This window comes from Actinomadura syzygii (assembly GCF_008085905.1).
Lineage (GTDB): Bacteria > Actinomycetota > Actinomycetes > Streptosporangiales > Streptosporangiaceae > Spirillospora > Spirillospora syzygii.
On sequence record NZ_VSFF01000006.1, the window covers coordinates 360,138 to 373,835 of the forward strand.

General features: G+C 71.4%; 13 protein-coding genes. 4 read left to right on the top strand and 9 right to left on the bottom strand.

Translation table 11 applies throughout. The annotated features are described in order from the left end of the window. Positions 1 to 172: 172 nt before the first annotated feature. The 4 genes from FXF65_RS16960 to FXF65_RS16975 all read left to right on the top strand — a co-directional run bounded on the left by FXF65_RS16960 (position 173) and on the right by FXF65_RS16975 (position 4,446). Positions 173 to 1,633, top strand: coding sequence for an MFS transporter (locus FXF65_RS16960; RefSeq protein WP_148350926.1), 1,461 nt, complete (start codon positions 173 to 175; stop codon positions 1,631 to 1,633). 198 nt (positions 1,634 to 1,831) lie between these two features. Next, positions 1,832 to 2,941 carry a zinc metalloprotease gene (locus FXF65_RS16965; RefSeq protein WP_222868608.1) on the top strand — a complete coding sequence of 370 codons (1,110 nt, stop codon included), beginning with the start codon at positions 1,832 to 1,834 and terminating at the stop codon, positions 2,939 to 2,941. 30 nt (positions 2,942 to 2,971) lie between these two features. Beyond that, positions 2,972 to 3,298: a hypothetical protein gene (locus tag FXF65_RS16970; RefSeq protein WP_148350927.1), complete on the top strand. Its 327-nt coding sequence runs from the start codon at positions 2,972 to 2,974 to the stop codon at positions 3,296 to 3,298. A gap of 140 nt (positions 3,299 to 3,438) precedes the next feature. Then, positions 3,439 to 4,446, top strand: coding sequence for a DUF2278 family protein (locus FXF65_RS16975; protein WP_148350928.1), 1,008 nt, complete (start codon positions 3,439 to 3,441; stop codon positions 4,444 to 4,446). A 43-nt stretch (positions 4,447 to 4,489) separates the two neighbouring features. Here the strand turns inward: FXF65_RS16975 and FXF65_RS16980 are convergent, their stop codons facing one another. The 9 genes from FXF65_RS16980 to FXF65_RS17020 all read right to left on the bottom strand — a co-directional run bounded on the left by FXF65_RS16980 (position 4,490) and on the right by FXF65_RS17020 (position 13,657). Further along, positions 4,490 to 5,647: a hypothetical protein gene (locus FXF65_RS16980; RefSeq protein ID WP_148350929.1), complete on the bottom strand. Its 1,158-nt coding sequence runs from the start codon at positions 5,645 to 5,647 to the stop codon at positions 4,490 to 4,492. 21 nt (positions 5,648 to 5,668) lie between these two features. Beyond that, positions 5,669 to 6,142, bottom strand: coding sequence for a peptidoglycan-binding domain-containing protein (locus tag FXF65_RS16985; RefSeq protein WP_148350930.1), 474 nt, complete (start codon positions 6,140 to 6,142; stop codon positions 5,669 to 5,671). A gap of 134 nt (positions 6,143 to 6,276) precedes the next feature. Then, positions 6,277 to 7,605, bottom strand: a complete 1,329-nt coding sequence (locus FXF65_RS16990; protein WP_148350931.1) for an FAD-dependent oxidoreductase — start codon at positions 7,603 to 7,605, stop codon at positions 6,277 to 6,279. Further along, positions 7,602 to 8,405, bottom strand: a complete 804-nt coding sequence (locus FXF65_RS16995) for an aspartate/glutamate racemase family protein (RefSeq protein ID WP_148350932.1) — start codon at positions 8,403 to 8,405, stop codon at positions 7,602 to 7,604. Before FXF65_RS16995 ends, FXF65_RS16990 begins: the two co-directional genes overlap by 4 nt. 2 nt (positions 8,406 to 8,407) lie before the next feature. Further along, a complete protein-coding gene (locus tag FXF65_RS17000; RefSeq protein ID WP_148350933.1) occupies positions 8,408 to 9,859 on the bottom strand; it encodes an FAD-dependent oxidoreductase in 1,452 nt (483 codons plus the stop codon). Positions 9,860 to 9,871: 12 nt separating this feature from the next. Then, on the bottom strand, positions 9,872 to 10,525 hold the full coding sequence (locus FXF65_RS17005) for a cysteine hydrolase family protein (protein WP_222868609.1): 654 nt from the start codon (positions 10,523 to 10,525) through the stop codon (positions 9,872 to 9,874). Next, positions 10,522 to 11,298 (bottom strand): SDR family NAD(P)-dependent oxidoreductase, encoded by a 777-nt coding sequence (locus FXF65_RS17010; RefSeq protein ID WP_148350934.1) that lies wholly within the window; start codon positions 11,296 to 11,298, stop codon positions 10,522 to 10,524. The genes FXF65_RS17005 and FXF65_RS17010 overlap by 4 nt, the downstream gene beginning before the upstream one ends. After that, entirely contained in the window at positions 11,292 to 12,701 is a 1,410-nt protein-coding gene (locus FXF65_RS17015; RefSeq protein WP_148350935.1) for an FAD-dependent oxidoreductase, read from the bottom strand. Before FXF65_RS17015 ends, FXF65_RS17010 begins: the two co-directional genes overlap by 7 nt. Then, on the bottom strand, positions 12,698 to 13,657 hold the full coding sequence (locus FXF65_RS17020; protein WP_148350936.1) for an isocitrate lyase/PEP mutase family protein: 960 nt from the start codon (positions 13,655 to 13,657) through the stop codon (positions 12,698 to 12,700). Before FXF65_RS17020 ends, FXF65_RS17015 begins: the two co-directional genes overlap by 4 nt. Positions 13,658 to 13,698 lie beyond the last annotated feature (41 nt).

A 13,698-nucleotide genomic window follows, 5' to 3' on the forward strand; every position in this document is an offset into this window, starting at 1 on the left:
ATCGGGCCCTCGTCCTCAGGTACCGGACGACGACGACTTTCGGACCGACGGCCTACGACGATCGGCCGACCCGCCGCACCCCGACCTGGGCTTGACGTTTCGGATATACCCCCCTAGGGTAAGCCCCGTTTTCCGGATATATACCCCCTGGGGGTAGGAGAAGGAGAAGGTCATGTCCGCTCGTTCCGCACCGCCCGCGAGCCGCCGCTGGTGGGCGCTCGCGCTGATCGCGCTGGCCCAGTTCATGGTGATCATGGACACCTCGATCATCGGGGTGGCCCTGCCGCGCATCCAGGACGACCTGGGCTTCTCACAGGAGAACCTGTCCTGGGTCTTCAACGCCTACGTCGTCGCGTTCGGCGGCCTGCTGCTGCTCGGCGGCCGATTGTCCGACCTGTTCGGCGCCCGGCGGCTGTTCTCCGCCGGTTGGGTCGTCCTGCTCGCCGGGTCCGCCGTGGCGGGCGCCGCCGGGAACGTCCAGGTCGAGCTGACCGGACGCGCGCTCCAGGGCGTCGGCGCCGCGCTCATCGCGCCCGCCGCGCTCACGCTGTTGATGATGTTGTTCGGCTCCGAGCCGCGCGAGCTCACCCAGGCGCTGTCGCTGTACGGGGCCGCGGCCCCGGCGGGCGGCACGGCCGGGGTGTTCCTCGGCGGCGTCATCACCGAGTACGTGTCGTGGCCGTGGGTGTTCTACGTGAACATCCCGATCGCCGTCCTGGCGCTGGCCGCCGCGCCCGCGCTGATGCCCGGCGGCAGCGGCCGCGCCCGCGGCTCGGTGGACGTGGTCGGCGCGCTGACCTCCACCGCCGGGCTCGGCGCGATCGTGTTCGCCGTCGTCCGCGCCCCCGAGGTCGGCTGGGACGCGGGCGAGACCTGGCTGGTGCTGGCCGCCGGGCTGGCGCTGCTCGGCGCGTTCCTCGGCGTCCAGGCGTCCAGGCGCGCCCCGCTGATGCCGCTGTCGATCTTCCGCGCGCCGAACCTGGGCGCCGCGAACCTCGCGCAACTCCTGCTCGGCGGCGCGTGGATCCCGATGTGGTTCTTCCTGAACCTCTACCTGCAGCAGGTCCTCGGCTACAGCGCCTTCCCGTCGGGGGCCGCGCTCGTCCCGATGACGGTGCTGATCATGCTCGGGATGATCGTCCTGGCGCCGCGCGCGATCGGCCGGTTCGGGCCGAAGGCCGTCACCGTCGCGGGACTGCTGGTGCTCGCCGCCGGAATGGGCTGGCTGTCGCTCGTCCGCTCGGACGGCTCGTACTGGGTGGACGTCCTGCCCGCCTCGCTGCTCGCCGCGCTCGGCATGTCGCTCGCGTTCATCCCGTCGCTCGGCACCGCGATCTCGGCGGCGCGGCCGGAGGAGGGCGGGCTCGCGTCCGGCATCGTCAACACGAGCTACCAGGTGGGATCGGCGCTGGGCCTGGCGGCGATGACCGCGATCGCCGCGTCGGCCGGCGCGGACCAGGTCGGGAACCTGCCCGCGCTCACCGACGGGTTCTCCGCCGCGTTCGTCGGCGCCGGGCTGATCGCCCTCGTCGGGGCGGGCCTCGTGGCCGCCACGCTGCGGACGCCGCGGCCGGACCGTCCGGTCCCCGCGCCCGTCTCCGGGGCGGAGCACGAGAAGTCCGCGGGGCGTTGACCGTCCCAGGAGATTGTGCGGGGGGCCGCGATCGGGCGGCCCCCCGCACAATTCATTATCGGACCGAAGTATTGAAGCGCCAATGAAATAGAGCTTTTGGCAGGTTTTGAGGTTATTACGACGCGCCTCAGAAACGGCGGCTGATAGGTCTGGCGACGAGGCGGTTTTCAACCGAGACGCGAAAGGACGGACCCCGCCATGACCGAGACCAGCCCATTCCCGCCGCCGAGACGCGACCTGTGCGGGGCCATGCAGGTGCACCGCAGGCTCCTGAACGAGAGCATGACCTACCGGGCGCAGCGGCAGCGGATCGAAAACCGGGCGCTCATGTACGAGACCGGACGGCGCAGCGCCGCGCGCCGCGGGGTGGTGACGTTCCCCGTCGTCGTCCACGTCGTCTACAACGACGCGGGCCAGAACATCGACGGCGCGCAGATCGCCAGCCAGATCGACGTCCTCAACCGCGACTACCGGGCGGCCAACCCCGACGTGTCGAAGGTGCCGGACGTGTGGCGCTCGCTCGTCGTCGACAACGAATGCCAGTTCGCCCTCGCCACGACCGACCCGCTCGGCAAGCCCACGGACGGGATCGTCCGGGTCAAGACCGACCAGACGAGCTTCGACGCCAACGACGGGGTGAAGGCCGCTGCGACCGGTGGGTCCGACCCATGGCCGACCGACCAGTACCTCAACATCTGGGTGTGCCGGTTGGGCGGCGGCCTGCTCGGCTACGCGCAGTTCCCGGGCGGACCGCCGCAGACGGACGGCGTCGTCATCCTGGACACGGCTTTCGGGACGACCGGCACCGCCGCGCCCCCCTACGACGGGGGACGCACCGCCACCCACGAGATCGGCCACTGGCTCGACCTCTTCCACATCTGGGGCGACGACGACGGCGCGTGCACCAACGACGACCGCGTCGCCGACACGCCGAACCAGGCGGACTCCAACACCGGCAAGCCGAAGTTCCCGCACGTCACCTGCGACAACGGGCCGAACGGCGACATGTTCGTGAACTACATGGACTACGTCGACGACGACACCATGTTCATGTTCACCAAGGGGCAGGGCGAGCGGATCAACGCGTGCCTGGACGGTCCGCGCGCCTCGTTCGTCGTCGCGCACCAGGCCGCGGCCACGCCCGCGCCCGCCGCCGCGTCCGCGCCCGGCGCGAAGGAGCCCGCCGGGGTTCCCGGGCAGAACGGCGACGTCGAGAAGCTCCTGTACGACTCCGAGCGCCTGACCAGGGAGGTCCTCACCGACATCCAGAACATGCTGGGGCTCGTCGGCCACGGCTCCGGCTCGTGAACGGCTCCGGCTCGTGAACGGCTCCGGCTCGTGAACGGGGCGCCGCCGGACGTGACCGGCGCCTGGATCCACGCCTTCGAGGAGGACACCGAGGAGGCCGCCGTGTACCGGCCCGCCGACCACCCGTTCCGTCCGGCGCGGCGGCCCCGGCGCCGCATCGAGTTCCACGCGGACGGCACGTTCGCCGAGTACCGTCCCGGTCCGGACGACCGTCCGCGCGAGGTGCGGGGCCGCTGGGAGCGGCACGGCCCCGACCGGATCGCCGTCGCGTTCCCGGCCGGACGGGGCGCGCCGTACGGCATCACCGTCCTGTCCAGGACGGCCGACCGGCTCGTGATCGCCAAGCCCGCCGGGTGACCGAACGGCGGCGGACCATTACCGGTTATGGCCAACTACGGGAAAGTGGCTGTACGGGTCGCGGTGTTACTGCGACCGTCGAGATGTGCGAGGGCGGCGCGTTCGGGGCCGCCGCCCCGACGAACGCGAGGGTGGCTGCGATGCCGATAGACGGTTATGGCGTGCTCAAAGGGGCGGTCGCCGACCGGCGTATCGAAACGACCGATACGCCGCATTATCAGATTCATCTGAAGGCCGGGGAAACCGATTTCCGCTGCGCGGTGAACATCCGCTCGCAGACCTCCCCGCCCGACCTCCTCTACCTGGCCGTCGACGACTTCAGGCATCCGGTCACCGATGCCGTCGCCGGGCTGGCGGACGGCTTCACCGCGCTCGACAGCAAGCCGGGCGGGGCGGCGCTCGACTTCGTCCGGGCGAACCTGTTCGACCGGGCGGCGATGCGTCCCGCGCCGACGAGCCTGCCCGGCCCCGACAACGATCTCGGGGAGTTCCTCGACCACCACGTCCAGAAGGCCCTGAGCGACCCGGACGCCCGCGTGTTCGCGTTCGGGCAGCGCTGGGGCCCGGAGGACAAGCGCGACAAGATCTTCGGGTTCGCGCCGGGGAACGGCGTCCACGACATCCACATGAACCAGGGCAACACCGGACGGTTCACAGCCGACGACGGCGTCTGGCAGGACGGCGGCCTCCTCATCCGGCTGTCGTCGGGACGCTGGATCGCGCTGTTCCTGGCGTTCGGGTCGCAGTCGTGGCACACCGACGACACCACCGGGCACACGATCCCCGACACCGGCGAGCCCGGCCCGGCCCCCGGCCCGGGCTCGCCCGACAGCCTGGTGCGGATCGTCGGCGCGCTGGTGAACCCGGTCGGCCCCGCGCCCGAGCACGAGACCGTCACGCTGCTGAACGCGTCGCCGGGACGGATCGTCCTCGACGGCTGGTCGATCGCCGACCGGTTGAAGAACCGGCTGCCGCTGTCCGGGACGGTCGAGCCGGGCGCGGCGCTCGCCGTGCCGCTCGCGCCTCCCGTCCAGCTGGGCAACGGCGGCGGCGCGATCACGCTGCTGAACGCGGACGGCCTCAAGGTGGACGGCGTCGCCTACACGCGGGAGCAGGCGTCCCGCGAAGGCTGGACCCTGGTGTTCTAGGAGACGGTCAGGTCTTCTAGGAGACGGTCAGGGCGGCTGAGGGTCAGGGCGGCGGGGCCCGGCCCGTCGCGGACGCGGGCGCGGCCGGCGCGGGCCGCGGCGGCGACAGCGTGGCGGGCACGGGCTCGCGCACGCTGTCCAGCACGGCCTGCCCCTGCCGGTCGACCCACCGGGTGAACAGTTCCTGCGAGTATCCGAGGACGACCGCCCAGGCGATGATCTGCGCCGACGAGTCGAGCGCGCTGAGCCCCGGCACGAACGAGCCGCGCATCAGCAGCAGCCCGAGCACGGCGGTGAGGGCCCCGGTCGGGAGCTTGAGCATGGCGAGCGCGACCGGGATGCCGAACGCGGTGGACGTCCCGCGGATCTTGCGCAGCGCGGTCGCCGCCGCGATCCCGGCCGCGACGATCCCGACGATCTCGACCACGACGTAGTCGGCCCACCCGGCGGTCTGCCGGGTGGCCGCCGCGACGTCGGCCTGCGGGACGTCCATCCGGGAGCCCACCGGGCAGACGACGCTGACCTCGCCCTTCGAGCCGGGCGCCGACACGGGGAAGAAGCACAGCGGGACGGCCGAGTCCCGCCACGCCGTGAGTACCCCGATGACGACCACGAGCAGGAACAGGAAGACCGTGATCCAGTGGACGATCCGCACGAAGCTGTTGGCGCGCAGCTTCTCCCGGAGCGCGGCCTGCCGCGCCGCCGACACCGACGCGACCAGGGTGACGAGCTGGTCCGCGGACAGCCGCGCGGGACGCCCGGTGACCTGCGCCTTCCGCACCCGGACGGCGATCTGCTCGACCACGGCCCGGTTCTCGTCGGTCGGCACCAGGTACTGCTTGACCGTGGCGATCATGGCGGGCAGGTAGCACTGGAGCTCCCTCGGCGACAGCGTCCGCATCCACAGGGAGCGCCCGGAGTTCAGGTGGAGCTGGGCGCTCGTCACGTGCGACGCCGTGTGGCATCTGCGGTGCCCGTCGAACGCGATGATCTGCGACGCCTCGTCGAGGGCCTCGTCGGCGCCGCGCAGCAGCTCGGCGTCCTGTCCGGACACCTTGCCGTTGTTCTTGCGGGCGGCGACGAGGACGTCCATCTCGCGGATGCCCGCGCGCACCTCCTCGCAGAGCACCCAGGAGCCCCGCTCGCGCAGCCGCTCCCGGAGCCGCGCGGCGCCGGGGATCCAGTCGGTCCAGCGGCTCATCCGGCCTCCCGGCCGTCGGGGCTAGGCGGGGGCCTCTTCGCGCCAGGCGGCGTCCCAGGTCTGGTAGTCGACGTTGCCCGTCACCGGCAGGCCGTAGGCGGCCTGGAGCGCCTTGCAGGCGGCGGCGGACTCCTCGTCGAAGGAGCTGTCGACGTGCTTGATCGGCCAGCCGCGGTTGTCCGCCTGCTCCTCCCAGACGGCGACGGCGTCGCCGTAGGAGCCGACGTGCAGGACCTCGGCCGGGGCCTGCGGGGCGAGCGTGCTCGGGGCCTCCCAGGCGGCGCGCCAGGTGATCGGGCCGACGATGCCGTCCGGCTCAAGCCGGTGCTCGCGCTGGAAGTTCACGCAGATCCGCTCGCTGATCGGGCCGTACTTCCCGTCCGGGACGAGGTTCCAGCCGCGGTTCTTCAGCTGCTGCTGCCACTGCCGGACGGTCGCGCCGCTCGTGATCGGCGGGTACTTCATCTCCGGGGGCTGGAACGGTGGGGCCGGCATGGTGATCTCCTCTCTCGCGCATTTCCTCCAGTCAAACAAAGCGATTTAGGAAAAGACCACCAAGGGACCGTAGGTCGTCGACAGGGTTGCGCCCATAGGCCCGGCGTGTCTCCATGGCAGGCAAACCGGCGCGGCTACGCGGGGACGGCTGCGAGGGCGTCGCCGATGATCCAGCCCATTCCGAAGGCGGACAGGAGGCCGTTGCCGGAAAGGTAGCCGTCCGAATGGGGCCCGGCGAGGCCGCAGGCGGTCCCGCCGCCCGCGTAAAGGCCGGGGATCGGCTCGCCTTCGGCGTTCAGCACGCGCCCGGACGGGTCGATCACCAGTCCGCCCTGGGTGGTGAGGAGGCCGTGGGTGACCCAGGCGAAATGGTAGGGCGCGGTGAGGGAGCGGCGGCCCGGAAGCGGCGTCAGGGCGCGCTCGGTCGCCGCCGTCGTCAGGCTTAGGGAACCGGCGAGTGCCTCAATGGTCGGACGGTCCTGAATGGCCCCCGCGGCGAGGCATTCGCGCATCATCTCGGATTCGCGGGTGGCGGCCATGGCGGTGGCGTCCCAGACCATCGCGGCGCGCTCGCCCGGCTGGTGCCGCAGCACTCCCGCCATGGACGAATAGCCCTTCGACTCCTCGTCCACGAAACGCTCGCCGTCGCGGTTGACCAGGACGGCGCCGTTGAACGGCAGCGCCGGGGACACGCGGGTCCCGTGGCCGACGACGACCAGTCCGGAACGCAGTCCGGCTCCCATGTTCCGCAGTTGCCCGCCGAGGCGCAGCGCCCAGGCGAGCGCGTCTCCGGTGGACGTGGACACTCCGCCGTAGAAAGGCGTCCCAAGGTGCGGGAGGTGTTCTTCGACCAACGCCGGGGCGTTCGCGAAACCGTCGGACGCGAGGACTACCGCGTCGGCCTTGACGCGCTGGAGAGAGCCGTTCTGCGAGACGACGACGCCGACCGCCCGGCCCTCGTGCGACACGAGGTTCACGACGGGCGCCTCGTCGACGAAGGCGACATTGTCGTGGGTTTCGAGAACGGCGCGCAGGTGGCGCATGAGCCGGGCGCCGCCGAGCCGTCCGGTGTCGGTGTGCAGCCGCCGCGCGGTCATTCCGGCGCGGGGCATGTCGGTGCCGAGTTCGATGGGGTATCCGGTGTCGGCGATCCATTCCACGAGGTCCGCGGCGGCGGCGCAGAGCGCTTCCACCACCGGACGCCATTCCTCGTCGCCGCTCGCGCGCAGAATGTCGTCGGCGTGCTGCTTCGGGGAATCCTCGATGCCCGCCGCCGCCTGCCAGCGGGTGCCTCCGGCTGCGAGCGAACCCGAGGAGATGGCGGCGTTGCAGCCCTCGCGCGTGGACTTCTCGAATACGGCGACGAGACGGCCGGGATCGCGCGCGGCGCGAAGCGCGGTCATCACCCCGCAGGCCCCGCCGCCGACTACGGCGACATCGACCTCGGTGTCCCAGGCGGTCACGTCAGGGTCCTGTTCGTCCCGTAGAAATCGCGGGCGGCGTCGACGAGCGGGCGCGGCGGGCGCGCGCCGTAGAAGCCCCGGCGCGCCGGGATCAGACCGGTGCCCCGGAATTGCGCGGCGCGCAGTTCCGCGACCCGGACGCACGTGCCGAGGGAGTCGAGCACGGGCACGTCGTCGACCCGGGAGACGCCCTGGTCGGCGAGGAACACGTTCAGCGGACCCTCGCCGGGGACGATGACGTTCGCGCCCGCCTCGATCGCCTTTCGCGCCGCCCACGCGAACGCGTTCAGCAGCGGTTGCGGATCGGCGTAGGCGGCCATGACGTCGGAGAATTCGGCGTCCACCTGGACGATGGGGCCGACCAGCGAGTCGAGCCGGTAGTCGCGCATGTTCCGGCGGAGCTGCGGTTCGAGGGCGCCGATGAAATTGACGATCCCGATGCGGTCGCCGAGCTGCGCGGCCATGAGCACGGAGGTCTGGCCGAACGCGACGACGGGGATGTCGACCAGCGTCCGGACCTCCTCGTACGCGGTGTCGGGAATGGTGGCGATGAGGAAGGCGTCGTAGCCTTCGTCCTCGGCCTGGAGCGCGGCGTGCGCGAACTGCTCCTTGTGCAGCCCGGAGAGGTAGGCGTAGCCGATGTGCGTCCCCGGATAGTCGGACGGATACGTGCCCGGCTTCATCCCGTGGAATTCGATCTCGGTGTCGGGACGGGCCTGCGAACGCAGGTGCCGGGCCAGCGCGTCGCGGTAATGCGGGACGTCGTCCAGAACAGTGAACGACTGGTGCCAGATGCGCATGCTCACGCTCCCGGCGCGAGGGCGGCGGCGTTCGCGCCCGCGATGCGTCCGAACGTCGCGCCGCGCAGCACGGACGTCGAACCGGTGTAGTTGGAGTAGTACAGCCCGGTCAGTTCCCCGGCCGCGTAGAGGCCGGTCATCGGGCGGCCGTCGCGGTCGACGACCTCGGCCTCGGCCGTCGTCTTGAGACCGCCGAAGCTGAACACGTTCGCCGCCATTATCGGGTAGGCCGTGAAAGGCCCGTCCGCGATGGGACGGCTCCAGTTCGACTTCGCGGGAGTGAGCCCACTGGTCGCGAGCCCGTCCGGACGAGTGTGGTCGAACCCGTCCGGCGGCGGGCAGGCCGCGTTGTACTCGGAAATGGTCGACTCGACTGCCTCGACGGGCAGTTCGAGCCGTAGGGCCAGTTCGCCGATGGTGTCGGCGGTGACGGGCGCGATGTCGGTGCGGACGCCCGCCATCAGGTTCGGGACCGCCGTTCCCCGCCGGTCGAGAATGACCCAGGCGATCCCTTCGGGCTGGGCCTGGATGGCGCGGGTCGTCCGCTCGTACCAGGCGTCGACGGTGCCGCGCGCCTCGTCCACGAAACGGCGCCCGTCCTTGTTGACCAGCACGCCGTAGGGGAAGCAGAAGACGGCGGCCTCGGGCTCGCCGCTGCGCGGGTCGACCGGCTCGGCGTGGAAGAGGGCGAAGTTCCCGGCGGTGGCGGCGCCGAGCGCGAGCGCCATTTCCAGCCCCTCGCCCTTGTTGTAGTTCCCGCCCTTCGCGACCGGGCGGCAGGTCAGCGCCCGGTCGCCGTGATAGCGGGCCATCAGTTCGAAATTCCCCTGGTAGCCGCCGCTGGCCAACACGACCGCGCCTTCGAACGTGACGGGCCCGTCCGGCGTGTGCGCGACGACGCCGTTGATGCCCTCTTCGGAGAAGGTGAGCCGCCGTGCGGTCGTCTCGAAATGGAACTCCACGCCGAGGCCGCGAGCGGCCTTGCCCATCGTCTCCACGATGGCGAGCCCGCCGCCGACCGGCGCCATTCGCGTGGTCGACTGGGTGAGGAACGGGGTCGGCATGAAATCGAACCGCACACCGTGCCCGGACATCCAGCGCAGCGTCGGCGGCGCCTTCTCCGCCAGCGCCGCGACGTATTCCGGGTCGACGGTGTGGGTGGCGCGATAAAGCGCGCTCTGCCGACGCGGCGGAAGGGCGGCGTCATTGACGATGGACGGATCCGGGTGCCCCATGAAGTCGTCCACGAGGGCGTCGGCGAAGCCGTCCGCTACCTCGTCCAGCGACTTCATGCGCAGGAACGCCTCGGTGTAGCGGGTGTTGCCGCCGGTCTCGGCCTCCGGCGAGCGTTCCAGGACCGCGACGCGGGCGCCGTTCTCGGCGGCGGAGACGGCGGCCGAAAGGCCCGCGACGCCGCCGCCGACAACGACGACGTCATAACGGTGACTCTGCAAAGCCGTCTCCTCTCAGAATTCCAGCTCTGCGGAACCGGCCACGGAACCGAAGAGCGGCAGCATGTTCGTCACGGAGAACTCGTGGAAATCGGGGCGGAAGGAGGCGCACATGTCCTCGACCACCGTCACCTGGAGTCCGGAGTCGGAGGCGTGCCGCGCCGCCGACTCGACCACCAGGTTCGTCGCGACGCCGCCGAGTACGACCTCCGTCACGCCTTCGGCGGCGAGCATCTCGCGCAGCGGCGTCCCGACGAACGGGTCGACGCAGCCCTTGTCGATCACCGGCTCACCCGGCTGCGGCGCGAGCGCCTTCACGATCTGCGCCTCCGGCGAGTCGGCGAGCATCGCGCGCTGCCCCTCGTACGGGTCGAAGCGCGGCAGCCGGTTCGTGCGCAGCTTGTAGGACGGGTCGAACGCCAGCCGGACGTGCACGACGAGAGTCCCGGCGGCGCGGGCGGCGGTCAGCACCCGCTCCGCCGTCGCGAGGACGCCGCGTTCGGCGATCTGCGCGGCGAGCGGCGGCATCCGCAGGTGCGGGCCCTCCTCACACAGCGCGACCTGGTAGTCGAGCATGAGCAGGGCCTTCTTGGCGGCGGCGGTCATTGAAGTCTCCTCGGTCGGGTCGGTCGGGTCGGTCGGGTCGGTCGGGTCGGTCGGGTCGGTCACCACGCGGACCAGCCGCCGTCCACGTACACGACCTGCCCGGTCATGTACGCGGCGGCGGGGCTCGCGAGCAGGAGCAGGGGCCCGGCGAAGTCGGCGTCCGGGTCGCCGAGGCGGCCGAGCATGGTGCGTTCGCCGAACCACTTCAGCCGGTCGGGCTGCGCGCCCAGTGCGGCCGTCATCTGCGTCGGGTAGAAGACGCCGGGGGCCAGGCAGTTGACGTTGACGCCGTGCGGGCCGAGTTCGGCGGCGAGCGCCCGCGTAACGTTCACAACCCCGGCCTTGGACGAGTAGTACGCCGACTCCGGCACCGGTCCGACCCGTTCGGCGTAGACGGTGGTGAGGTTGACGATGCGTCCGCCGCTTCCCTGCCGGGTGAGTGCCTTGCCCGCCTCGCGCCCGACCAGCCAGGTTCCGGTGAGGTTGACCCGGACGACGTGCTCGAACTCGTCCACCGTCGTCTCGTCGTAGGGCTTGCGCAGCATGACGCCCGCCGCGTTGACGACGATGTCGAGCCGTCCGTGCGCGGCGACCACACCGTCGACGGCGGCTGTTACGGATGTTTCGTCGGTGACGTCGATCTCGTGCGTGCTCACGTCGCGGTCCCGCGCGGTGGCGGCGAGGTCGGCGGCGCGGGACGGCAGGTCGGCGGCGGCGACCGTCGCGCCCGCGTCCGCGAGGGCCCGCGCCGCGCGCTCCCCGAGACCGCCGGACGCCGCGCCGACCACCAGCGCCACCTGCCCGGACAGGTCGAACAGTTCCGCTGACCTCACCATTCGAGCTCGCTTTCCTCATGTGCCGCGTTGCGTCCGGCGAGGCGGCCGAAGACGCCCGACTTTCCGATGGACGTGCCGGTCATGTAGCCCGCGCCGTGCAATCCGCCGGTGATCTCACCGGCCGCGTAGAGGCGCTCGATCGGCGCGCCCCACCAGTCGAGGACGCGCATCCGCGTGTCGACCGTGAGCCCGCAATAGGTGGCGAGCATGACCGTTCCCGACGGGTGCGCGTAAAAGGGCGGACGGTCGATCGGCGTCGGATTCCCGACTCCCCCGGACAGGTGTGCCCGTCCGAGCGGATCGGGTTCGCCTCGCTCTATCGCCATGTTGTATTCGGCGACCGTCCGCTGCAAAGAGCCTTCGGGGAGGCCGATCTCGGCTTCGAGCGCGGCGATCGTGCCGGCCTTGGCGAGCATTCCGGCGCGTTCCCGTCCGGCGAACTCGTAGATCGGGACCTCGTCGTTGGCCTGGGCCATCGCCTGGGCGTCGAAGACCTGCCAGGTCGTCACGCCGGGCTGGACGAGCGCGGCGTCCCCGATCTCCTTGTAGTTCCTCGACTCGTCCACGAACCGGCGGCCTTCGCGGTTGACCGCGATGGCGCCCTTGTAGACGGCGAGGATTCCGGTGCCGTCCTCGTCCGGATGCTCGACGTGGAAATGGCCGTAAGTGCCCTTGATATAGGGGGTGTCGCGCAGGCCCGCGCCCAGGGCCATGGCCATTTTCAGGCCATCGCCCTGATTGCCCGCGCCGCCTTGGCGGAGCGCGTGCTCCATCTGCGGCGCGAAGGTGGCGAGCAGTTCCGGGTTCATGGAGAAGCCGCCGGTGGCGAGGACGACGGCGTCCGCGCGCACCTCGCGTCCGTCCGCCAAACGGACGCCGGTCACCCGCGAGCCGTCGCGCAGCAGCCGGTCCGCCGGAGCGTCGAACATGATCCGCGCGCCGCGCTCACCGGCTGCCCTGAGCAGCAGTTCCAGCATTCGGGTGGTGTCGGTGGGGTGGCTGCGCGGCGCCGACTGCCCGGACGCGGCGTGGATCTCGCCGTACCGGACGCCGTGCCCCTTCAACCAGCGGTACGTCGCGAGCTGATGCTCGCAGTACAGGTCGACCAGCGCCGGGTCGTTGCGGTTCTTGCCGACGTCGAGCAGATCCTTGCGGAGCAGGTCGACGGAATCGGCGATGCCCTGCTCGACCTGCTCGTCCGTCCCGGAAAAGGCGGAAAGCCCGGCGGACTTCACGGTGGAGCCGCCGATCTCGCCGGTCTTCTCCAGCAGCAGGGCATATTGCCCGGCCTCGGCGGCGGCGAGCAGCGCGGCGCATCCCGCGAGCCCGGCGCCCAGCACCAGGACGCCCACGCGCTCGGGCAGCTCGGTCTCGACCGGCAGGCCGCCGGGGGCGGAACTCACCCGAAGCTCCCGAACTCGCGGTCGAGCGCGCTCTCGGCGGCGCTGAATCTCGGCAGGTTGAAGAGGTTCTGCCGTTGCGTCCAGTCGGCCATCCGTCCGGCGCGGGACGCGGTCTCCCCGTGTTCCCGCAGGTGCGCGAGCGCCTCACGGCCCGCGAAGTGCATCGAGCGCATCAGGTAGTTGGCGAAGAGCACGATCCCGAAGCCGAGTTCCGCGTATTCCGGGACCGTGAGCTGCGGGGTCTTGCCGCCCTCGACGACGTTGACGACCAGCGGGATCCCGGCCAGCTCGCGTCCGACGAGGGCCAGCTCGTCCACCGTCCGCGGCGCCTCGACGAACAGCACGTCGGCCCCGGCCTCGGCGTAGGCCCGGCCCCGCTCGATCGCCTCGTCGATCCCGTGGACGGAGCGGGCGTCGGTGCGGGCGATGATCACGAGCTGGTCGTCGGTCCGCGCCTCGCAGGCCGCTGCGATCTTGGTCTGCATGTGCCCCGCCGGGATCAGCGCGTGCGAGTCGAAATGCCCGCACCGCTTCGGCATCTCCTGGTCCTCGAGCTGGAGGCCCGCGACACCGGCGCGCTCCAACAGCCGGACGGTCCGCATCGCGGCGAGCGGCCCGCCGTAGCCGGTGTCGGCGTCGCAGACCAGCGGGACGCGGGTCGCCTCGGCGAGCCGTCCGGCGTGCTCGACCACCTCGGCCTGGGAGATCAGCCCGATGTCGGGCAGGCCGTAGCCCGCGTTGACGAGCCCGGCGCCGGTCGCGTACGCGGCGGCGAAGCCCGCCTCCTCCACGAGCCGGGCGCCGAGCGCGTCGGTCACGCCCGGCAGCACCAGCGGAGCCCCGCCGGAGGTGAGCGCGGAGCGCAGCGCGACCCGCTTGTCGTGGGCGCTCGGACCGGGCCCGACGCCGGTCAGCGACGCGAGCAGGCCCGGCTCCCAGGGCGGGGTGTGCGGCACGACGACTCCTCCATGTAGTGATTACTACAGAGCTTAACCGT

Excerpts from the sequence above, each read along its gene's own strand:
- FXF65_RS17010 (WP_148350934.1), bottom strand. The coding sequence starts at position 11,298 with ATGGTGAGGTCAGCGGAACTGTTCGACCTGTCCGGGCAGGTGGCGCTG.
- FXF65_RS16975 (WP_148350928.1), top strand. The coding sequence starts at position 3,439 with ATGCCGATAGACGGTTATGGCGTGCTCAAAGGGGCGGTCGCCGACCGG.
- FXF65_RS16960 (WP_148350926.1), top strand. The coding sequence starts at position 173 with ATGTCCGCTCGTTCCGCACCGCCCGCGAGCCGCCGCTGGTGGGCGCTC.
- FXF65_RS16965 (WP_222868608.1), top strand. The coding sequence starts at position 1,832 with ATGACCGAGACCAGCCCATTCCCGCCGCCGAGACGCGACCTGTGCGGG.
- FXF65_RS16980 (WP_148350929.1), bottom strand. The coding sequence starts at position 5,647 with ATGAGCCGCTGGACCGACTGGATCCCCGGCGCCGCGCGGCTCCGGGAG.
- FXF65_RS16985 (WP_148350930.1), bottom strand. The coding sequence starts at position 6,142 with ATGCCGGCCCCACCGTTCCAGCCCCCGGAGATGAAGTACCCGCCGATC.
- FXF65_RS16995 (WP_148350932.1), bottom strand. The coding sequence starts at position 8,405 with ATGCGCATCTGGCACCAGTCGTTCACTGTTCTGGACGACGTCCCGCAT.